General features: G+C 44.8%; 19 protein-coding genes and 1 other RNA gene. 9 read left to right on the forward strand and 11 right to left on the reverse strand.

The features are described from left to right. Positions 1–102: 102 nt before the first annotated feature. Positions 103–2,745, reverse strand: coding sequence for a DNA gyrase subunit A (gene gyrA, locus IE103_RS03355; protein WP_189344565.1), 2,643 nt, complete (start codon positions 2,743–2,745; stop codon positions 103–105). 582 nt (positions 2,746–3,327) lie between these two features. Between gyrA and ompA the strand changes: the two genes are divergently transcribed. The 4 genes from ompA (at position 3,328) to ssrA (ending at position 6,016) form a co-directional block, all read left to right on the forward strand. Continuing rightward, positions 3,328–3,996 carry an outer membrane protein OmpA gene (ompA, locus tag IE103_RS03360; protein ID WP_189344566.1) on the forward strand — a complete coding sequence of 223 codons (669 nt, stop codon included), beginning with the start codon at positions 3,328–3,330 and terminating at the stop codon, positions 3,994–3,996. Positions 3,997–4,192: 196 nt separating this feature from the next. Continuing rightward, positions 4,193–4,912, forward strand: a complete 720-nt coding sequence (gene ubiG, locus IE103_RS03365; RefSeq protein ID WP_189345084.1) for a bifunctional 2-polyprenyl-6-hydroxyphenol methylase/3-demethylubiquinol 3-O-methyltransferase UbiG — start codon at positions 4,193–4,195, stop codon at positions 4,910–4,912. Next, positions 4,909–5,586, forward strand: a complete 678-nt coding sequence (locus IE103_RS03370) for an HAD family hydrolase (protein WP_189344567.1) — start codon at positions 4,909–4,911, stop codon at positions 5,584–5,586. Before ubiG ends, IE103_RS03370 begins: the two co-directional genes overlap by 4 nt. A 69-nt stretch (positions 5,587–5,655) precedes the next feature. Further along, positions 5,656–6,016: a transfer-messenger RNA gene (ssrA, locus tag IE103_RS03375) on the forward strand. A gap of 191 nt (positions 6,017–6,207) precedes the next feature. On the opposite strand, the gene feoB is transcribed toward ssrA, so the two are convergent. Together feoB and IE103_RS03385 are read right to left on the reverse strand one after the other, a co-directional pair. After that, positions 6,208–8,115 (reverse strand): ferrous iron transporter B, encoded by a 1,908-nt coding sequence (feoB, locus tag IE103_RS03380; protein ID WP_189344568.1) that lies wholly within the window; start codon positions 8,113–8,115, stop codon positions 6,208–6,210. Beyond that, positions 8,112–8,465, reverse strand: a complete 354-nt coding sequence (locus IE103_RS03385) for a FeoA family protein (protein WP_229827045.1) — start codon at positions 8,463–8,465, stop codon at positions 8,112–8,114. Before IE103_RS03385 ends, feoB begins: the two co-directional genes overlap by 4 nt. A gap of 346 nt (positions 8,466–8,811) precedes the next feature. Here IE103_RS03385 and IE103_RS03390 point away from each other — a divergent pair, with 346 nt between their 5' ends. Further along, positions 8,812–11,301, forward strand: a complete 2,490-nt coding sequence (locus IE103_RS03390) for an adenosylcobalamin-dependent ribonucleoside-diphosphate reductase (RefSeq protein WP_189344569.1) — start codon at positions 8,812–8,814, stop codon at positions 11,299–11,301. Between the two features lie 104 nt (positions 11,302–11,405). Here the strand turns inward: IE103_RS03390 and IE103_RS03395 are convergent, their stop codons facing one another. The 4 genes from IE103_RS03395 to IE103_RS03410 form a co-directional block, all read right to left on the reverse strand. Continuing rightward, positions 11,406–12,725 (reverse strand): TolC family outer membrane protein, encoded by a 1,320-nt coding sequence (locus IE103_RS03395; protein ID WP_189344570.1) that lies wholly within the window; start codon positions 12,723–12,725, stop codon positions 11,406–11,408. 127 nt (positions 12,726–12,852) lie between these two features. Next, entirely contained in the window at positions 12,853–13,176 is a 324-nt protein-coding gene (locus tag IE103_RS03400; protein ID WP_189344571.1) for a rhodanese-like domain-containing protein, read from the reverse strand. A 24-nt stretch (positions 13,177–13,200) separates the two neighbouring features. Further along, complete coding sequence (locus IE103_RS03405; RefSeq protein WP_189344572.1) at positions 13,201–13,851, reverse strand: protein-L-isoaspartate O-methyltransferase family protein; 651 nt, start codon at positions 13,849–13,851, stop codon at positions 13,201–13,203. A 266-nt stretch (positions 13,852–14,117) separates the two neighbouring features. Next, complete coding sequence (locus tag IE103_RS03410; RefSeq protein ID WP_308426963.1) at positions 14,118–14,762, reverse strand: TetR/AcrR family transcriptional regulator; 645 nt, start codon at positions 14,760–14,762, stop codon at positions 14,118–14,120. 161 nt (positions 14,763–14,923) lie between these two features. On the opposite strand from IE103_RS03410, the gene IE103_RS03415 reads away from it, so the two are divergent. The 3 genes from IE103_RS03415 (at position 14,924) to recQ (ending at position 17,993) form a co-directional block, all read left to right on the forward strand. Further along, positions 14,924–15,199, forward strand: coding sequence for a YkgJ family cysteine cluster protein (locus IE103_RS03415; protein WP_189344573.1), 276 nt, complete (start codon positions 14,924–14,926; stop codon positions 15,197–15,199). 107 nt (positions 15,200–15,306) lie between these two features. After that, entirely contained in the window at positions 15,307–16,146 is an 840-nt protein-coding gene (locus tag IE103_RS03420) for an undecaprenyl-diphosphate phosphatase (RefSeq protein ID WP_189344574.1), read from the forward strand. Between the two features lie 14 nt (positions 16,147–16,160). Beyond that, positions 16,161–17,993, forward strand: coding sequence for a DNA helicase RecQ (recQ, locus tag IE103_RS03425; RefSeq protein WP_189344575.1), 1,833 nt, complete (start codon positions 16,161–16,163; stop codon positions 17,991–17,993). A gap of 26 nt (positions 17,994–18,019) precedes the next feature. Here the strand turns inward: recQ and IE103_RS03430 are convergent, their stop codons facing one another. The 4 genes from IE103_RS03430 to IE103_RS03445 all read right to left on the reverse strand — a co-directional run bounded on the left by IE103_RS03430 (position 18,020) and on the right by IE103_RS03445 (position 21,939). Then, positions 18,020–19,486, reverse strand: a complete 1,467-nt coding sequence (locus IE103_RS03430) for a hypothetical protein (protein ID WP_189344576.1) — start codon at positions 19,484–19,486, stop codon at positions 18,020–18,022. Then, positions 19,483–20,349 (reverse strand): ABC transporter ATP-binding protein, encoded by an 867-nt coding sequence (locus tag IE103_RS03435; protein ID WP_189344577.1) that lies wholly within the window; start codon positions 20,347–20,349, stop codon positions 19,483–19,485. Before IE103_RS03435 ends, IE103_RS03430 begins: the two co-directional genes overlap by 4 nt. 46 nt (positions 20,350–20,395) lie before the next feature. Beyond that, the gene (locus IE103_RS03440; RefSeq protein ID WP_189344578.1) at positions 20,396–21,346 is read right to left on the reverse strand and encodes a TraB/GumN family protein; all 951 of its coding nucleotides are present in this window, start codon (positions 21,344–21,346) and stop codon (positions 20,396–20,398) included. A gap of 191 nt (positions 21,347–21,537) precedes the next feature. Beyond that, a complete protein-coding gene (locus tag IE103_RS03445) occupies positions 21,538–21,939 on the reverse strand; it encodes a GntR family transcriptional regulator (RefSeq protein WP_189344579.1) in 402 nt (133 codons plus the stop codon). 320 nt (positions 21,940–22,259) lie between these two features. Between IE103_RS03445 and IE103_RS03450 the strand changes: the two genes are divergently transcribed. Beyond that, complete coding sequence (locus tag IE103_RS03450; RefSeq protein ID WP_189344580.1) at positions 22,260–22,523, forward strand: DUF2164 domain-containing protein; 264 nt, start codon at positions 22,260–22,262, stop codon at positions 22,521–22,523. The last annotated feature ends 1 nt before the right edge of the window (position 22,524 follow it).

Below are 22,524 nucleotides of genomic sequence, written 5' to 3' on the forward strand. Positions count from 1 at the left end.
TTTTTGTGCCCACGCGTCCGGCAAACGCCGGAGATTTTTTCATTAGTTTTCGAAGTATTTTAAGCGTAACGCGTGGGCACATACACCGTGCCCACCCTACGATTATTCTTCGACAGGTGCATCACCGTTAGCATCACCAGCCTCAGTATCCGCGACTTCCGGATCAGCATCCGTTTCCACGATACGCTGCAAACCCGAGAGTTTGGTACCATCTTCTACCGCGATCAAAGTCACGCCTTGTGTCGCACGACCCATTTCACGGATTTCAGAAACGCGGGTACGGATCAACACGCCACCAGTGGTAATCAACATGATTTCATCAGTAGGTTCTACCAAGGTCGCTGCAACGACCTTACCGTTACGTTCTGAAGTTTGGATGGCAATCATACCTTTGGTGCCGCGACCATGACGTGTGTATTCCGTAATTGGCGTGCGTTTGCCGAAGCCATTTTCAGTTGCCGTCAAAACGGATTGTTGTTCATTTTCTGCCACCAACAAGGCGATGACTTGTTGACCTTCTTCCAGATTCATACCACGCACACCACGTGCGGTACGCCCCATAGGCCGCACATCGTTCTCATCAAAACGCACGGCTTTACCGGCATCTGAGAACAACATGACATCGTGCTTACCATCGGTCAGAGCAGCGCCGATCAAGAAGTCACCCTCATCCAAATCGACTGCAATAATGCCCGCCTTGCGAGGATTACTGAAATCAGTCAATGGCGTTTTCTTTACGGTACCAAGACTGGTCGACATGAAGACATAATGATCTTCTGGGAAGCTACGATTATCACCAGACAATGGCAAGATCACCGTGATCTTTTCACCCTCTTGCAACGGGAACATATTCACAATCGGCTTACCACGTGAATTACGTGAACCTTGCGGCACTTCATACACTTTCAACCAGTACATACGGCCACGGTTAGAGAAGCACAAGATGTAATCATGGGTATTCGCGACGAAGAGTTGTTCGATCCAATCGTCATCTTTCGTCGCGGCCGCTTGCTTACCACGTCCACCACGTTTTTGCGCACGGTATTCGGACAATGGTTGTGACTTCATATAACCAGTGTGCGATAAGGTGACAACCATATCGACAGGGGTAATCAAATCTTCGGTTTCTAAATCAGTCGCATTCAAGACGATTTCGGAACGACGTGCATCTTTATTGCCGATACCATATTCGTTCATGCAAGCTGTCATTTCGTCCGTAATGATGACAGTGACGCGCTCTGGCTTAGACAAAATATCCAAGAGATCAGCGATCTCTGCCATCACATCTTTGTATTCATTGACAATCTTGTCTTGTTCCAAGCCAGTCAAGCGTTGCAAACGCATTTGCAAAATTTCTTGGGCTTGGTCGTCAGACAATTTATACAAACCATCTGGCTGGATACCATAGTGCTTAGGCAAACTCTCAGGGCGGAATGCTTCGATACCACCTGGATTATCAGCCGCTGTGCGCGTCAACATTTCACGCACCATGGCGCTATCCCAAGCGCGCGTCATCAATTCTTGTTTCGCAATCGGTGGCGTTGGGGCTGCTTTAATAATCGCGATAAAATCATCGATATTTGCTAATGCGACCGCCAAACCTTCCAACACATGACCGCGATCACGCGCTTTGCGTAATTCAAATACGGTGCGGCGTGTGACCACTTCGCGACGATGCGACAAGAAGCATTCCAGCATTTGCTTCAAGTTCAACAACTTCGGTTGACCATTCACCAAGGCCACCATATTCATACCAAACGTGTCTTGCAATTGCGTTTGTTTGTACAAATTATTCAAGACGACTTCAGGAACTTCACCGCGCTTCAATTCGATCACAACGCGCATACCCGACTTATCGGATTCATCGCGAATATCAGAAATGCCTTCGAGCTTTTTATCGCGAACGTTTTCAGCGATACGCTCCAGCAAGGATTTTTTATTCACTTGGTACGGCAACTCATCAACGATGATCGCGGTACGGCCTTCTTTACCAAATTCTTCAAAGTGCGTCTTAGCGCGCATCACCACGCGACCACGGCCAGTACGATAGCCATCACGCACACCAGATACACCATAGATCAAACCTGCGGTTGGAAAATCTGGTGCCGGAATGATTTCGATCAATTCATCAATCGTGCATTCTGGATTACGCAGCACATGCAAAGCGCCGTTGATAATTTCAGTGATATTGTGTGGTGGAATATTCGTCGCCATACCGACCGCAATACCAGAAGATCCATTGATCAACAGATTTGGAATACGGGTTGGCAAAACTGATGGTTCTTTTTCTTTACCGTCATAGTTAGGCACGAAATCGACGGTTTCCTTGTCGATGTCTGCCAAAATTTCATTTGCGATCTTGTCCAAGCGACACTCGGTGTAACGCATCGCAGCCGCATTATCGCCATCGACAGAACCAAAGTTGCCCTGACCATCGACCAGTGTGTAACGCAAAGAAAAGTCCTGCGCCATACGCACCAAGGTATCGTAAATGGAAGCATCGCCATGCGGGTGATACTTACCCATAACTTCACCGACCACACGCGCACATTTGACGAATGGGCGGTTGTAGACATTATTCATTTCATGCATCGCGAACAAAACGCGTCTATGCACAGGCTTTAAACCATCACGCACATCCGGCAAAGCACGACCAACGATTACGCTCATGGCGTAGTCGAGGTAGCTCTTGCGCATTTCTTCTTCAAGGGAAATCGGGAGTGTTTCTTTTGCGAATTGATCCATTGGCGGTCAGACTTGTCTAAATGCTTAAATATTTGCTTAAAAATGCAGCAGTAAGCTTGGTTAAAATAACAAGCCAGCACGAGGCTGGCGGAAGACCTACATATGCTAACTAAATCTCAAGTGCCACTTACGCGAACTCTTTTTGGAATTTAGTATTCAACTGTTCATTTTAGCACGGCTACTATATGAAATTAGGGTTTTTATAGCCTGAGAAGACTGCATCACAGACTGATACAAAATTCACCAATAAAAAATCTATCAACACCACCACAAACCCGGCATTACAAAATCACATTCCTATCAACGGCACCTACTGCAAAAATCCTGTTGCCAAAAAAAGACATAAACATCGCAGACTCTAATTAGAGCGAAGACGAATTGAGTTCAACAAAGTGGACTTGTGGCAAACTCTTTCTGTCGCATCGCACAAGGTATTCATTGATTTAGAATAATTCTGCTATGACAGTCACACTGTTGTCATCGAGCACGTGATAAAATTCTACTGTTACAGATTTTGTATCTTGCATTTTTGCATCTTTTAACGCAGTTCATCTGCGATTATTCTCAACCGAGGAAAAATATATGAAACTTTTAGTCAAGCTCGCGATTGCAGCATCGGCTGTTGCATCATTTGCTGCATCAGCACAAACGATTACTGATATCAAAGCCAACACTCCATATAGCGCGTATGTTCAGGATGCACGTGGCATTATCGTTCGCGATCCGTTCGGTTTGTGCTGGCGCACTGGTTATTACACACCTGCAGATGCAGTAGCAGGTTGTGATTTGCCATTGGCACCTCCAAAACCAGTAGCACCACCGCCACCACCAGCGCCAGTTGCTCCTCCGCCACCACCGCCAGCACCGGCTCCAGCACCAGTTCCAACATCTGAAAAAGTCACTTTTGCAGCAGATGCTTTCTTTGACTTCGACAAAGCAATTTTGAAGCCAGAAGCTAAAGTAAAACTGGACGACATGACATCCAAGTTGAAAGACGTGAACTTAGAAGTAATCGTTGCTGTTGGTCACACAGACTCTGTTGGTACAGACGAATACAACCAAAAATTGTCTATTCGCCGCTCTGAAGCAGTGAAGGCTTACATCATCAGCCGTGGCATTGATGCAAAGCGTGTTTTCTCTGAAGGCAAAGGTGAAAAACAACCAGTTGCAGACAACAAAACAAAAGAAGGTCGCGCTAAAAACCGCCGCGTTGAAATCGAAGTGGTTGGTACACGTACAATCAATAAATAAGTCAGACTTATTTACGTTAAAAAACCCGCTTCGGCGGGTTTTTTTATTGGCAATCAAAGAAGTCTAAATTTCTTTTATAGCGAGCTCTAGTTAAAACAACTTCCAGCCTTATTTACTCTAAAATAGCGCGTTATCTTAGATTAGACTTGAATCGTCACATAACGGACTGCCAACATTAGCAAATTTTCCTATGACAATGAATACTTCGAACCATGCAGCAAGTAATGTCGATCCCTCTGAAATTCAGAAATTCAGCGACTTGGCACATCGTTGGTGGGATCCCAGCTCAGAATTTAAACCTTTGCATGAGATCAATCCCTTACGATTAGAATGGATCAACAACTTAGCGCCTTTAGCAGGAAAAAAAGTCATCGATATTGGGTGCGGCGGCGGCATTTTAGCCGAATCAATGGCAAAGAAAAATGCGCAAGTCACTGGTATCGATTTATCTGAAAAGGCACTAAAAGTTGCCGATCTACATAGCCTTGAGTCTGGCGTTCAAGTTCGATACGAGAAAATTGCAGCCGAAGACATAGCACAGCGAGAAGCCGGCCAATACGACGTCGTAACTTGTATGGAGATGCTAGAACACGTACCTGATCCATCTTCAGTCATTCGTGCCTGCGCAAGCTTGGTCAAACCCGGTGGAAAAGTGTTTTTCTCGACTATCAATCGTAATCCCAAAGCCTATCTGTTTGCAATCATTGGCGCCGAATATCTTTTACAAATGCTACCGAAAGGTACGCATGATTATGAAAAGTTCATCACGCCAGCGGAGCTAACACAAGACATTCGCAATGCCGGACTGATCGTTGATGCCATGAAAGGCATGAGCTACAACCCTATCAGCAAAATTTACTCACTCAATCAAGATACTAGCGTTAACTATCTAGTTGCCTGCACTCGCCCACTATGATTACACCAAAAGCTGTTCTATTTGACCTCGACGGCACCTTAGCAGATACTGCTCCCGACCTCGCCGCAGCGGTCAATTTAATGCGTACAAAACGTGGCTTGGAGCCAGCCCCCTACCTTAGCTTAAGACCATTCGCCTCGGCTGGTGCACGTGGACTAATTGGGGCGGCATTTCAGATAAACCCAGATCATGCTGAATATGAAGCTATGCGTGTAGAGTTTCTTGCCAACTATGAATCTGCGATTGCAGCTCAAAGTAAATTATTTTCTGGCGTGAAAGAACTGATTTCCGGCTTAGAAAATCTTGACGTCACATGGGGCATCATTACAAACAAAGCAGCAAGATTTACCACGCCATTAATTCCGCTTATCGGCTTAGAAAAAGCAGCTTGTGTGATCTCAGGTGACACAACTGCACATGCAAAACCACATCCAGAACCCCTCTTGGAAGCAGCAAGACAGATTAATATAGCACCGTCAGAATGTTGGTATGTTGGCGATGATTTACGCGATATTCAAGCAGCGCAAGCCGCAGGAATGACCAGCATTGCAGCGGCTTGGGGCTACTGCGGTGCGACTGAGCCGACTCACTGGAAAGCGGATGCAATTTTAGATTCGCCGCTTGAATTACTAGAACTAGTGCGTGGCAAAGTACAACAAACACAAATCGCCTAAATTAAGTTTTGAATCACGACTTGAAATTTGAAACACACGCTCTATATAGAGTATACTAAGCATTGCTTTGGGGTCGACCTGGTTTCGACAGGGGTTGCAAAGCAGCGCAGGGCATACCGAGGCCTGACTACCTCGTAAATACAATCAGAACTATATAACTGCAAACGATAATTCGTACGCATTAGCAGCTTAATCGCTCGCTAGCTCTACACCGCCTCTTCCCTAGGGCGGGCTGGCAACAGCAGTAGAGTCATTTATAGGGAATCGTCCTAAGTTGGGTTACTTAGCTTAGGCCTAAATAATAGGTAACTCGTTTTAACGCAGCGTGTGCGTCCGCGTCGTTAAGATTAAATTAAATGGCAGCACTAAGTATGTAGAACTGTCTGTAGAGTGCTTCTGGACGCGGGTTCGATTCCCGCCGACTCCACCAGAATAAATAAAAATGGCTACCCTCTCGGTAGCCATTTTTACTTCTAGTCTAAAAAAATCACGTTCTATATTTCGCGTCCACGGATGTTTTAGCGGCACAAGAAAATCTGCAAAATGCAATTCGAGGATGAAATAGCATCCTCGAAAACCACGCTCGAATCATGAACCGTCAAATACGAGCGTTTAACTTACTCAACCCAAACCGCAAGCGAGTGCCACTCTGTAGGTTATAAATGACGCTAAATAAGCCAAGCCAAATAAATATGTCAGCATAATCACGGGCATTTTCCAGCCACCTGTCTCGCGCTTGACTGTCGCTAAAGTTGAAAGGCATTGCGGTGCAAATACGTACCACGCCAATAATGACAATGCAGTTGCCAAACTCCATTGTTGTGCGATCAACGGTGCTAAAGCTTCAGCGGTGTCACTACTCGACGCGGCGAGTGCATACACCGTTCCTAAGGCGCTGACAGCAACTTCACGGGCAGCCATACCAGGCACCAAGGCGATACTAATTTGCCAGTTAAAACCAATCGGTTCAAATACCACGGCTAATGCTTTGCCGATATAGCCAGCAAAACTATATTCAATCGCAGCTCCAGTCGCACCTTCTGGAGCACCGGGATAGCTCGCGAGGAACCATAATGCGATGGTCATGATCATGATGATCCCGCCAACTCGACTCATAAAGATCACAACTCTTTGTTTAAGGCCAGTTAGCACATTTCTGATGGTCGGCAAATGATAGCTAGGTAATTCCATCATTAAAGTGCGAATCTGACTTTTGGCGGTGAACCGCTTAAGAACCCAAGCAACAGCAAGCGCACCTATAATTCCTGCTGCATATAAGGCAAATAAGACCAAACCTTGTAGCTCCAAAAATCCCCACACTTCACGCTGGGGAATAAAAGCGCCAATCAGCAAAGCATACACGGGCAAACGCGCAGAACAAGTCATTAATGGCGCAATCAAAATCGTCACCATACGATCACGTGGATTAGCAATCGTACGAGCCGCCATAATCCCTGGAATCGCACAGGCAAAACTTGATAGCAGCGGAATAAAAGAGCGTCCTGACAAGCCTACACCGCCCATCAATCGGTCTAGCAAAAATGCTGCGCGAGGCAAATAACCCGATTCTTCCAGAATTAAAATGAAGAAGAATAAAATTAAAATCTGCGGCAAGAAAACCACGACCCCGCCCGCACCAGCGATAATTCCATTCACAATTAAGCTTTGCAGCCATCCTTCTGGCAGCAATCCAGTAACCGTCTCACCAAGCCATTCGGTACCATCTTTGATCATGTCCATCGGGACATTTGCCCATGCAAACACTGCCTGGAACACTAAAAACAGAATTAGCGCCAATAGGGATGGTCCAACGACGGGATGCAACACCACTCGATCAATTTTGTCGCTAACGATATGCGGAATAATGTCATCCAAACCTAGCTTGGATAGAATCTGTCTTACTCGCTCATGGTCAAGATCGGTATGCGATTGCACTGCTGGATCAGCGTCACTCAAGTGTGCGCCAACACTAGCTTGACTCAAGGTGCCCACATTTTCTAGCATTGCTCTCAGTTCAGCTTCACCGCCCTGGCGAACCCCGACAGTGCGAACCACTGGAACGCCCAGCTCACGCGCTAAAGCTTGCTCATCAATATGAACTCCGCGCTGCTCCGCCATATCGGTCATATTCAACGCAACCATGCAGGGAATACCGAGCCGCTGTACCGCAATCACTAAACGTAGGCTGCGTCGCAAATTGGTCGCATCTACTACGCAGACAACATAATCTGGGCGCTTTTCACCAATAGCATTTCCATATAAAACATCATGTGTCACCCGTTCATCTGGCGAGCGCGGATGCAAACTATAAGTACCGGGCAAATCTAATACACGTATGGTTTTATCAGACGCTGTCTTAAATCGCCCTTCTTTTCTCTCGACGGTGACACCCGCATAGTTCGCCACCTTTTGCTTACTATCAGTTAGTAAATTGAACAGTGCGGTCTTACCACAATTAGGGTTTCCAACCAACGCAACCAAAGGACCACTTGCATGAAAATGAACGACTGAGGGTTTTGCTTGTTTCATGCAGCAACCTTATCTTGCAATACATCGACCAAAACACAGGCCGCCTCTGCCTTACGCAAAGCAAAAGTCGATAAACCAATTCGAATTACCATTGGATCGCCGCCTAAGGCACCGCGCGCCATTAATGTGACTGGTTCTCCTGCAATAAAACCAATATCTTCAAGCTGCGTTTGCCACTCTGGCATGTCAGAAGGCGCAATCAATTGACGAACCACACATCTCTCACCAATCATGATGTCTGACAGACTCTTCACCCGTTCAGAACTGACATTCTTCGCTACGATCGACGTAGCATAGTTAGGAGTATCAACATCCTCATGCGTTGCCAACTTGATATTTACTGAGTTCATAGACTTGCACTCTTAAAGATTTTCTTGAAGCAAAACTATAAACGAGAATCATTCTTATGTAAATCAAAGGCAGTGGACAAGTAAGGGCAAATTTCTTACGCAAGATCAATAGTTCAGAAAATAGACGATCAAGACCAGCATTTAGCGCAATTTGCTTATCCAAGAATGCTTTTGCAAAACAAAAATCTTAAATAAGTCCTTCATCAGCGACGCAAAAGAAATGCAATTAAATCAAAAATAGATAGCAACCCTAAATTGAGTCCCATCAAGGAAAAACCACGATAGAGGTCTATAATGAGATATTCCTTTCCGCTGCAAAGCATTACCTCCTCCAAGAAAAAACCATATGAATGCGAACGATAAAATCCTAGGATTAACTGAAATGTCCCCACAAGAAATATCCCTAGACGTACTTCTTGAAAAATACGCAAAAGGCGATGAGGCGACGATTCACGATGTGCAAGCGCGCGTTGCCAAGGCGCTCGCGACTGTCGAAGCACCAGATTATCAAGCATATTACGAAGAGAAGTTTTTATGGGCGCAAAAAAATGGCTTCGTTCCAGCTGGTCGAATCAACTCAGCGGCCGGTATGGATTTACATGCAACTTTGATTAATTGCTTTGTTCAACCAGTTGGCGACTCCGTCTCAAGCACAACTGATGGCAAACCTGGAATCTATACAGCATTATCCGATGCGGCTGAAACCATGCGACGTGGCGGCGGTGTTGGTTATGATTTCTCTACCATACGACCAAAAGATGCCTTAGTAAAAGGAACTCGCTCCCGTGCTTCGGGTCCAGTCTCCTTTATGCAGGTGTTTAACGCTTCATGCTCTACCGTAGAATCAGCGGGCGCACGTCGCGGCGCTCAAATGGGCGTACTTCGTTGCGATCATCCAGACATCCTCGAATTTATTCACGCAAAAGATCAAGGTGGCTTAACGAACTTCAATATTTCAATTGGTGTAACCGATGAATTTATGAGCGCGGTTGCCAGCGATTCTGAGTTTGCGTTGACGCATAAAGCTGAACCAAGCAAAGATAAAAAAGAAGCTGGCGCCTACCAAAATGATTCTGGCTTATGGGTTTATGAAACGGTTAGAGCGCGTGATTTATGGGATGCGGTAATGACCTCAACCTACGATCATGCAGAGCCAGGAATTTTATTTTTATCGCGCATTAATGCCGAAAATAATTTGTACTACTGCGAAACAATCGAAGCCACTAACCCATGTGGTGAACAACCACTACCAGACTATGGTTGCTGCTGCCTTGGTTCGATTAATCTGACCCGCTTCGCAAAATCGGCATTTACTGAACAAGCTAGCTTTGATTTCGAAGCTTTCCAAGCTGTTGTGAGTGTGGCGACACGTATGCTCGACAACGTGCTCGATGCAACTGCATGGCCACTACAACAACAGCAAGATGAAGCAATGTCGAAGCGTCGCGTGGGCTTAGGCTTTTTAGGCTTGGGAAGCGTTCTAGTGATGCTTGGCTTGCGCTATGATTCCGCCGAAGGACGTACATTTGCGCAACGTGTTGCTGAAGTTATGCGCGATACAGCCTACCAATCCTCGGTTGAACTTGCTAAAGAAAAAGGCGCATTTCCGCTGTTCGATAGCGAACTCTATCTGCAAGGTGCTTTTGCACAACGCTTACCAAATCATCTGCGCCAACAAATTGCGCAGCATGGCTTGCGTAACTCACACTTACTCTCGATTGCACCAACTGGAACGATTACTTTGGCATTTGCTGATAATGCGTCAAACGGGATCGAACCCGCATTTTCATGGGTTTACAATCGTAAAAAACGCATGGCGGTTGGCGATAGCAAAATTTACGAAGTGGCTGATCATGCGTGGCGCTTGTATCGTCATTTAGGCAATGACGTCTCTGACGATAGCAAATTACCGCATGCATTTGTCACTGCGCTCAATATGTCTGCCAATGACCACATGCTGATGCTACAAGCGGTGCAACCCTATGTAGATTCTGCTATTTCAAAAACTGTTAATGTGCCTGCAGATTATCCTTATGAAGATTTCCAAAATCTCTACATGGATGCTTGGCGCGCTGGTCTCAAGGGACTTGCCACCTACCGCCCAAACAATGTGCTTGGCAGTGTTTTATCCGTCAGCACTGAAAACACAGCACCCGCTACTAAAGTCATTCCTGACGATGATTTGTTACGCAAACAATTTGACGGCCGTCCATTTGGCGATTTAGAGTCAGTCACATCTAAAGTCCAGTACATGACTTATGAAGGCAAGAAGACGGTGTATCTCACCGTTAGCTTCATACATGTTCAGGGTATCGTCGGTGGAGAGCCAGCAACAATCGAACGACCATTCGAGTTTTTCATGCCAGCTGGACAAAAAAACGATGGTCAACAATGGATTTCCGCTAGCATGCGTCTCTTATCCATGGCAGCACGATCTGGTGGTTCGATCGCGAAAGCACTAGCAGACATGCGCGAAGTTGTGTGGGATAAAGGAACCGTACGCTGCGGCATGATTACCAAAGACGATGGCTCACAAGCACCACTATTTCACGAATCTGAAGTCGCGGCAATTGGCTATTCGCTGCAGCGCATTTTAATGAAACGCGGTTTCCTTGACGCCAGCGGCAATCAAGTTCCTATCGTTGTATTAGCAGAAAAATTCAAGAATAAGCAACTTGCCTATAGCATGGATGACTTAGCCTATGAAGTAGAATCCGCACCGATCAGCTACACAGCAACAGGTAAAAAGTGCCCTGATTGTGGTGCTTATGCTTTACAAAAAATCGATGGTTGCTCACGCTGCATTTCTTGTGGCTATGTTGGTGCCTGCGGCTAAATTTTTCCTCAAGCACGAAAAGTCTCAGATTCACCACCGAATCTGAGTGCAATAAAAAACCCGCTAAATTTAGCGGGTTTTTTTGTGACGTCATATAGCTATATTTATTGCGTCAATAAAGCATTCACTTCAGCCAAATCAGATTCTTTCAAGGATCCAGCCGCGGCTTTTAAACGCAAGCCACTCATGATCGAATCGTAACGCGCTTTTGCTAAACTTTGACGCGTGTTCGACAGCTTTTGTTGTGCATTCAAAACGTCAATATTGATACGCACACCAACTTGGTAACCGAGCTTAGTAGAATCTAACGCAGATTGGCTTGAAATTTCTGCTGCTTCAAATGCCTTAATTTGCGCTAAACCACTCACCACACCAATGTACGATTGACGTGCAGCTTGGGCAGCATTACGACGCGCCGTTTCTAAATCATTGCGCGCTTTGTCTTCTAAAGCGATGGATTCACGCACGCGACTGTCGGTACCAAAACCTGCAAAAATTGGGACATTTAATGTCACACCAATTGTAGTTGGCTTGGCGTAACCAGATGGTGTTGTGGCACCTGCATTAACAGAGTTGCGTCCTGTCGTCGCAGTCAAATCTAAGGTTGGCAAATGACCTGCACGATTCTTTTTGATCTCACGCTGTGCTACCTCTAAACCAATCTGAGAAGTAGCAACCACAAAGTTTTGTTTCTCTGCAGTCGTGACCCAATCATTCAACTGTGCTGGCACAGGTGCGGTCAATTGCACGCCATCTTTTAACTTCGCTAAATCACCTGCGTCTTTACCGATGATTTGACGCAATGCAGCGCGTTTTACATCCAAGTCACCTTGTCCGGCCAACTCTTGTGCAGTGATCAAATCGAATTGAGATTGTGCTTCATGAGTATCCGTAATCGTTTGCGTTCCTACCTCGAAATTACGTTTTGCTGAAGCTAATTGCTCGGCAACTGCTACTTTTTGCGCTTGCAAAGTTTTGAGGGTATTTTCAGCAGCCAACACATCAAAATAGGCTTGGCTTACTCGCAACATCAAATCTTGCTGCGCGGCTGCAAACTGTAAGTCAGTTGAGATTACCGATAACTTTGACTGTTCATAAGTTTCCCAGGAACCCCAGTTAAACAAGGGTTGCGTCAAAGATAAACTCATTGTGTTGCTGTTATTTGTCGTCTTTACTGTTGATCCAACGTCTGGATCAAACTCACTACGTGTGCGATTTGCATTTGCAGTCAAATTCACACGCGGTAACAAACCCGCACGCCCTTGAACAGAACGCTCTTGACCAGCCAATTTTGAGGCACGAGCTGCACTGAACTGTGCATCATTGACTAAAGCTTCTTTGTAAATTTGTAGCAAATCGCTAGCGCCAGCGTTTAAAGAAATAAACGCAGTCGCAATAAAAGTAGCGATAATAGATTTACGCATAAAATGCTCCGAAAAAAATTAAAAGCCGCTTGCTTGATTTACTCTTCAGAAAATCCTAGCAAAATCTAAGCAAAAACGACAATAAACCACCTACACCGAATGTCTTTAGCACCACTAAAGACAACTCTTAATATGTGGGCATAGAAGTATCAACTTGCAATGCCCACGCATGTACTCCACCGGTCAAATTGATGATTCGATTAAAACCATTTCTCTCTAGGAAATGTGCAACCTGCATACTACGTCCGCCGTGATGACAAATACAAACAATTTCGGCATCACGATCTAACTCTTCTAACCTTAAGGGCAAAATCGACATAGGCATCAATTGCGATTGCGCGATATGACAAGTTTCATACTCCCAAGGTTCCCTAACATCGAGTAGGAATGGCATTTTTTTTGATGAATCAGACAGCCAATTTGCTAATTCAGACGCAGAGATATGTTCCATAAATAAAATTTAATTAACAACAAATTATAAAGTGAAAGTAGGCGCAGGAACAGCTTGCGTCAATGCTGGCACCGAAGTTTCAAACAATGCCTTGGTATTAAAGAATAATTCCGACTCACGCGTAACTAAAGTTGCGGTCATTACAGGTGCCTTACCAATGATCACGAACAAACGTCCACCCACATTCAGTTGTTGCTGCAAATTCTCTGGTACCGCTTCAAGCGAACCAGTCACAACAATCACGTCAAAATTTGCGAAATTAGTGTTTTTTAACGCGTCGCCCCATTGAACATCAACATTCGTAATACCGTTTTTGCTAATGTTGTCCTGCGCTAAACTCTTGACTTCAGGTACCGCTTCCATCACCGTCACATGACGTGCTTGATGTGCTAACAAGGCTGCCAAATAACCACTATCAGCACCAATTACCAGTACCGAGTCCGTCTTCTTTGCTGCCACTTCTTGAACGATTCTTGCCTCTAATTTGGGACTTAAAGAAATCACACCAGCAGCTAACGGCAAACCTGTATCAAAAAACGCCAAACTTTGTTGTTCTTTAGGGAAGAAATTTTCACGCTTCACAATTCCCAATAATTCCAATACTTCAGGCGCGCTGACGTTGGTTGGACGAATTTGCTGCTCAATCATATTAAAACGGGCTTGTTCGATATTCATGTTCATTTCTCGTGGCATTAAATTAAAAAGTCAGTTTTCAGAAGTGACGAAACTCCGCATCTCCATCTGAACTGACGATAAGGTCGAAAAGCTTGGCTTAACGTCAATTGGCTTCGCTCAAGATCCAACCAAATTCGCCATTTTATCAAAGCGTGTCTGTAAATGATCGTTTTCGCGCTGGTTTTCACGTTTTCTATGCAGATTATTTGCGTATTTACTCAAAACCTAAAATAGATCAATATTTCCGTGATTATCCAGACAATAAATTAAGTGCGATTTTGATCAATCAAAATGCTGCGCAAGGCCATATCAATATAAAAATTTAAATATGCGCCCAGCTTTTCCGGCTCCACTTGGCACACACCGTTCGAATGCTTCCACATCATCATCATAATCATGGGCGACATTAAAATTTTTGGTGCAACTTCCAAGTCCATTTCGCGAATCTCACCGCGCTCAATGCCGCGCTTGAGCAAGGTTGTAACCAGTTTTTCTCCGCGATCAACGACTTCTTCCTGATAAAACTTAGCAAGTTCTGGGAAATTACCCGCTTCTGCAGTCATTAACTTCGGCAAACCAGAAAGTTTAGAGGCGCCCATGTTATCCCACCAAGTTTTGGTGATGATACGAAACAGCTCCTCGCTCGTTCCGTCAAACTGCTCAATTAGCCCTTCTGCTTCGCCTAATAAGGGAACTATCGATTCACGCACAACTGCCTTGAACAGTTCTTCTTTGCTACAAAAATACAAATACAAGGTTCCTTTTGATACCCCTGCAGATTTTGCAACATCATCTAAACGGGTGGCTGCGAATCCCCTAGCAACAAAATGATCCAAAGCCGCATCCAGCAGCTCTTGCGGACGCGCATCTTTTCGTCTTTCCCAGCGTGGCTTAAATGGACATGACATCATGACAAAAAACACTCTAAATTTAACTTACTCAAGAGTCAGTAATGTAAGCCTTCAGAGCAAAATGGTCAAGCTCAGCCCTTCTTCCGCTCCCTAACAATCGCTGCCACATACTTTCAATAAAATGAATCAGATAAAATAGCGTTTTGATTTCGTCGAATGATATGAGCGCATTTAATTGCCGCCCTAGCTGTGCAGCTTGTTGCACAGCACCGTCCATCAGTAGCCCTATCCCCGGAATGCCAAATGGCAAGCCAGCTGGCATGCCATGCATACAACTCACAGCTGATTTACGCTGTGCGATTTTCGGGCATGCTGAACGTCCAGCATGTTGTTCTGGGTTACAGGCTTCTGCGGAGATGTGCGGTGATAGCCGTGAATATGCGATTGCTTGGCTGACCCAGTTGGAACTAACGACATCACCATCGACTGCAAAATAAGTTAGCTAAGCACCACTGGCAACATCAGGGCGAGTAATTTACAGCTCAAATGACGCTCCTACATGATAAGCTTCGTCCCTTCGTTTTTTAATTAATCAGCACCAAACATGGATTTATCTCTCGCACTTAAAGTCATCATTATGGGCATCGTCGAAGGACTGACGGAATTTTTGCCCATTTCCTCAACCGGCCACCTGATCCTTGCTGGTAGCTTGCTTGACTTTACGGGAGAAAAAGTCAAAGTTTTTGAAATTGTGATTCAAGCTGGGGCGATTTTTGCCGTGTGCTGGGAATACCGCCAACGAATTATCAATGTTGTGGGCGGCTTGGGAAGTGATATTAAGGCACAACGCTTCGCTCTGCACGTCATCGTTGCGTTCTTGCCGGCCGCCATCTTGGGTCTGATGTTTAGCAAATACATCAAGGCATATTTATTTAAACCGGTGCCAGTTGCAATGGCTTTTATTCTCGGTGGCATTTTTATTCTTTGGACGGAACGCCGTCATCAACTAAACAGCCAACACCGCGCGCCGCACATTGATAATCTGGATGATATGCGACTGGTGGATGCACTTAAAATTGGATTAGCGCAAGCCTTTGCTTTGATCCCTGGAACCAGCCGCTCTGGCGCCTCGATTATTGGAGGCATGTGGTTCGGCATGTCTCGAAAAGCAGCAACTGAATTTTCATTTTTCCTGGCAATCCCGACCTTACTCGGTGCAACCGTCTACTCTTTATACAAAGCACGTAACGAATTGTCGAGCGCTGATATTCCAATGTTCGGCCTTGGTACGATTGCCGCATTCATCTCTGCATTCTTCTGCGTGCGTTGGTTGTTGCGCTATGTCAGTTCACATAGCTTCAACGCATTTGCGTGGTATCGGATCGCGTTCGGCTGCATGATCTTGATTACCGCTTACACTGGCGTCATCAATTGGGCGGAATAAGGCAACTCCATTCAATGCAATTGATATCTACGCCAGAACAAGATCAAGCACTGCATTTATTGCAGACGGTATTTGGTTATCCTGCTTTTCGCTCACAGCAAGGGCAAATTGTCGATCATGTGGTGAAAGGTGGTGATGCGCTCGTACTGATGCCAACCGGTGGCGGCAAATCTTTATGCTATCAAATTCCTGCCTTAATTCGCCATGGCGTTGGGATTGTTGTGTCACCATTGATCGCATTGATGCAGGATCAAGTCGATGCGCTTGCTGAAGTAGGCGTGCGCGCAGCTTTTTTGAATTCGACCCAGAGTTTTGACGAGGCACTCAAAATCGAGCGCATGATGCGCGAAGGCGAAATCGATCTAGTGTATATCGCACCAGAAAGATTAATGACGCAGCGTTGTCTCGAATTACTTAGCGTCACGCCGATCGCCTTATTTGCGATTGATGAAGCGCATTGCGTCTCGCAATGGGGACACGATTTCCGTCCAGAATACATCAAACTCTCTGTGCTGCATGAACGATTTCCCGATGTACCAAGAATTGCCTTAACAGCGACAGCTGACCAACAAACTCGCGATGAAATTATCCATCGTTTGCAGTTAGAAAATGCGATGCAATTTGTGTCGTCATTTGATAGGCCGAATATACGCTATCAAATCGTCGAAAAAGCCAATGGACGCAAACAACTACTCGACTTTATCAATGCGCAGCACTCTGGTGATGCTGGCATTGTATATTGTTTGTCGCGTAAAAAAGTTGAAGAAACGGCAGAATTTTTGAACGAAAATGGCATCACCGCACTACCCTATCATGCAGGCATGGAACAATCTGAGCGCGCACGAAATCAAGCTCGATTTTTACGCGAAGATGGCATCGTGATGACCGCCACCATCGCGTTTGGCATGGGAATTGATAAACCGGATGTGCGCTTCGTCGCCCACCTTGATTTACCCAAAAGTATCGAAGGTTATTATCAAGAAACCGGACGCGCAGGACGCGATGGCGCCAGCGCCAATGCTTGGATGGCCTATGGTCTACAAGATGTGGTTCAACAACGCCGCATGATTGATGAATCAGAGGCAAACGAAACCTTTAAACGCGTGCAAGGCGTCAAGCTCGATGCGATGTTAGGTTTGTGTGAAACGCTCAATTGCCGGCGCGTGCATATCCTTGACTACTTTGGTCAGAGTTCACAAGCCTGCGGCAATTGCGATACTTGTTTATCGCCACCAAGCTCTTTTGACGGCACCGTCGCCGCACAGAAAATTCTTTCTACTATCTATCGAGTTGATCAACGCTTTGCCGCTGGTCATGTAATTGACGTTTTACGCGGTATTGACACCGAGCGCGTTAAACAATGGCGGCATGACCAACTATCCACTTACGGCATCGGTTCTGATAAGAGCGAAGCGGAATGGCGCGCGATATTACGCCAAATGATTGCACTCGGTCTGGTATCGGTTGATTACGAAAACTATAGCGCGCTCAAACTGACTGGACGTTCGCGCGCCGTACTTCGTAGCGAAATCACGATTCAATTACGTCAGTATAAAAAAGCGGAAAAAGCCGTCAAACATAAGCGCCAATCGGCCAAAGACTTTTCTGAAGCCAATTTATCAGAGAGCGAACAAGCCATCTTCGAACGATTGCGCTGGTGGCGCGTGGAAACTGCAAAAGCCCACAACACCGCTGCCTTTATTATTTTTCACGACAGTACATTGAGAGAAATTGCCAAAGCCAAACCGCGCTCCATGGAGGATTTACGCGGTGTCACCGGCGTCGGCGCAAAGAAGCTCGAAAGTTATGGAGCAGAAATTGTGAAGCTGATTGCTGAGTTTTTATAAACCCAGCAATCTATCCGACTACACAACTACACGGCGCGACCAACAGGGAAAACATTCGTCTGCAAATGACCGCGCAGCCGTTTCCATAAAACATAAGTCGTACCGATAAAAATGAGCGGCGCGTATATCCATATCCACGCTGTATTCACGATCAGCACAAGAACAACGCCAAGAACAAACAGCGCGACGCACAATAACAAATTCTTTAACAAAGGATGATCATTCGCATTCTTCATCTTCGCGACTGGCGTAGCTAAATTGAGAATCAAGGGAAATAAGCAAGTAATAAATAAAACCAAAGCTAGCTGCTTCGTCTCACTCAAATCCACGTACATTAAAATCATCAATGCGGTAAACACACTAATGCTGTACATGATGGCAAATTGCCGAAGAAAAAAAGCCACGATAGAGCGATCTCGTTGTTTCGGATTTCCCGTACCCGGCGTCAGACTTAACAATCCCTGTTCGCCACGGGTTTGATATAAGCTGTAAAACAACATCAAACAGAAAAACAGTGGGATAGATAAAATCAATACACTAACGAAGCCAACCCCAAATCCCACTAAAAAATCTTTCGACTGGCGCACAGAGAAAAATTCAAGCAAGGACACAGCCAAAACACCGCCCAGCGCCATCGAGATCATTTGAAAAAAAATTGTGGTCCAGTGCAATTTCGGTCCAAACAAAAAACCTAGCAATTTACTTTTATCGGGACTCAACTGCTTTCGTGCGTACCGAATGCTAAACGACATCCATCCAAAAAATAGAGTGGAGAAACTTAAGGTAAAACGATTATCAGCCATACCTTGTCCCAACAAACTCGCACGATAAGCTAACAGCTTTTTATGACGATCAAACAAGCTATCATTTCGCTTCGAGAATACCCAATGCACACCACCAATAATCAGCAAAGCCGAAGCGATCAACAAAGTTATCGAGGCAGACCAAGCAAACTCTCTTACGATCAAATCCTCCGTATCTTTATATCCAGCACGCCTCAAATAAACCGGTGCTTGAAAAAACAAAATCATGGGAAGTACTAGCCATTGTGATCGCACAATTAAAATCAAAAACATCATCAGTGTAACAGTGATAAACGTTGGCCATATTGAAAACTGTTTCTCAAAAAGAAAAGACAGTAGCGCAGCAATCGTCGCAAAAAACATCACTGGCAAAGCCAAAGCGATCTTCAAATAGAAATCCTGCCTCGGTAATAATCCAGCATTTGCCGGCGAAAACTGCAGGCCTACATTCTGCACTAGCGAGACAAACCACATGAAACACAGAATGGCTATATTCGCAGCAATACCAATCAATAAACTATACAAAAAAATATTCGCATCGACTTTATCTGGGCGAGAAACATAAAGAATCGCTGCAATCAATTGCGCCACCGCGGGCACAAACAATAAAGCCATCAGCAAGGTCTTTTTGCTATCAACATTCATCCTCGCGTACAAAGGCTGCATCCAAATGTTTAGGATAATTTTCATTTGGTCATCTCGATAAAAAGGTCTTCGAGACTCAAACGCTCGACCCGCAAATCTGTTCGTGCCAACAACTCTGTTGATTGCGTCGCACTCCACTGTCCCAATAGCCGCGAATGCGTCTCATCAATACGATAAGAACGCAGATTTTTTTGTGGTGACAACTGATTCACTAGGTCCGTGCTACCCGTCACTTGCAAACTGATTTCCATCAAATCATCAAGCGGCTGCTGATGCACAATGCGCCCATTTGCTAAAAAGGCGACCGTCATTGCGACACGTTCTAAATCCGACAAGATGTGCGTGGAAAACACGATGGTAGTATTTTTATCGATCACACTATCGACGATCTCACGCAGAAAATCGCGTCGACCTGCTGGATCAAGACTCGCTACAGGCTCATCCAAAATTAATAATTCAGGTTCATAAGCCAAGGCACGAATAATCGACAAACGTTGCTTTTGTCCACCTGAAAACTGACTAATCACTTTGTCATAAGGCAAATTCCAACGCTGCATCAAGCCGTCCACTTTGGCATCGTTCCAGCGTGGATAAAACGCCTTAAAATAATTCAGCATTTGTCGCGGTGTTAGCCATTCAAACAAATCACTATTTTGAGGAACGTAAGCAATCTTCGCCTTAGTCGCATCCGACATATGGCGAACGTCTTCACCAAATAGATACACTTCACTCTCAGGTTCCACATCACGCAAGCCTAGCAGGCATTCAATCAAAGTCGATTTACCAGCGCCATTTCGACCTAGTAATCCAACGATGCTGCCGGCTTCAATTTCCCAATCTAAATTTTTCAAAACACGCTGAGGTTTAAATTGCTTACTCAAGCCTTTAATACGAATAGGTGCTTGCATGATGCGTCCTAACTATTTCTATCGCAAAAAAATATCTATTTATCGATTAACGAATTTGCTGTACTTCTAATCCTTGCTTTTTCAACAGATCGACCACACTTTTTTCACCCGCTAAGTGACCAGCGCCGACTACGACGAACAGCTTTTTGTCTTCCTTCATCATTTGATTAATTTTGTTGACCATGCCTTCATTGCGGTCATCCATCAACATTTTCATCAAACGCTTGGAACCAGGATTTTTATTCGCTGAATCAACGAATAATTTTGCGACAGCTTCTGTATCCGCAGCCTTCCATGCATCCACAATCTTTTGCAACTCAGCCGCCATTTCACGTTTTTTAATCGAGTCAATCAAAGAAGCAATTAAAGCGTCGCTTTCTTCATCTGTCAGATTACTAACGATATCCGCTTGAAAACCCAAGCTTTCAAGTTCTACCAATGCTTTTTTATCGGCTTTAGCGCGTTTAATGAAATGCATGTCGATACCTTGCATAGGATCAAAACCCAATTGCATACCGATCTGCATCGCAATCGCGGAACTAATCATGAAGGGTTTTAAGGCTTGCATTTGCTCCGCACCAGGGCCGAACACAGCTTTAAAGTCATTCCAAGTTGCTGCACTCAAATGTTTCTCTAACTTATCAGGCGCGGTGTACATCAACTTTGGCATCATCGCTTGGGTCGCAGCAGGATCAGAAGTATCCGCTTCAACCGCGACTGTATCCGCTTGCATATATGCTGCTTCAACCTTAGGTGACATAGGATAAAAATCGGCTTTTGCAATGTGAATGGAGCCAAAAAGATAGGCAGTTTTCGAACCGGATTTAATTTCGAACAGCAATCCGCGAGTTGCTTCAGCGCTTGGCGCCTTGGCTTGCGCTGGCTTGTCGCTCGTTACTTGTGCATGACTTAAACTAGAGAAACAAGACAATACGATCAAAATGCAGCTCATTAACACTCTATAAAACACAGCTGATAGTTGTTGGATTACATTCATAAGGACTCCATTCAATGTTTAACTACAAAATTCAAAAACAAATCTTTAAAACTAAATCTGAAAAAGATAATTTCAAAATACTTATTTACAAGCAAGCAATTGCATCAAGACGAGAGGCTATGTTTTGATTTCTGCTCTCTAATTTCCAATATTGGATATCGAATTTAAGTTTTTTAAATGCTTACATGTATCTAAGAACTCATCAGTTCTTTCAACATTTTGATGACTGCGCTCGGTGCCAGTTTTAATTGCTGCGACTCTAAGACTACCCGCTCTAAACTAGGTCGAATTAACTCTAATCGATTCTCTGCTTGATCAAACTCTTCCGCCGGTTCTGCCACCACCATGCCCATTCCGCGACGACGTGTTAGCCAACCATCACTTTCTAATAAGCTGTATGCCTTCGATACCGTCATCGGATTAACACCCAATTGACTGGCAACTTCACGCACGGATGGCATTGCGTCACCGGCGCGTATCTGCCCGCCTAATATTTGGCGACGAAGTTGCTCTACCATTTGCCTATAGATAGGTTCGCTACTGCCAGTAACGATCTGAAAAATATCGGCCGGCAAATCCCGATCTGCGCTCATAGAAAAATTTTTAAAATTTACTGTATGCATATACTAATACAGTTAAATTGTATTTTCAAGATTTATTTTTCTTTAAGGCTTTTGTGTAAGTTTCTTAGACGTCCGCGCATGAGTCCTTAAACGAGCTTTCGTTTTCAATCAACAATGCTTAGGGGATTATTGAAATAAATGGCAAACGGATTTCGGTGTGAACACCGTCACTAGAGCAAAAATAAGTTTTTATCGCAATAGCATGTATAAAGATCTGCTCAATTGAGAACTGAAAAAACTGCTTTCTTCAGCTACACTTAGACATCAGTCAACCTCTCATTGATTTCATCATGGCCATACAGCTCAAAACCGAAATACGCAAACAAGCGACAGAATCATTGCAACGTTATTTTGATCTCAATATGGAGGAACGTTTAGGCAATTTACAAGCGAACGCCTTACTCGATTTCATACTCGAAGAGATTGGACCAAGTATTTACAATCAAGCCGTGAATGATGCACAAAACCATATGCAGACACGCGTGCAAGAACTAGACATTGACGTGCACGCCGAAGAATTCTCTTATTGGTCTCGTCAAAAGAAATCGAAATAAA

This window comes from Affinundibacterium macrobrachii (assembly GCF_014652415.1).
In the GTDB taxonomy this organism is placed as follows: domain Bacteria; phylum Pseudomonadota; class Gammaproteobacteria; order Burkholderiales; family Burkholderiaceae_D; genus Undibacterium; species Undibacterium macrobrachii.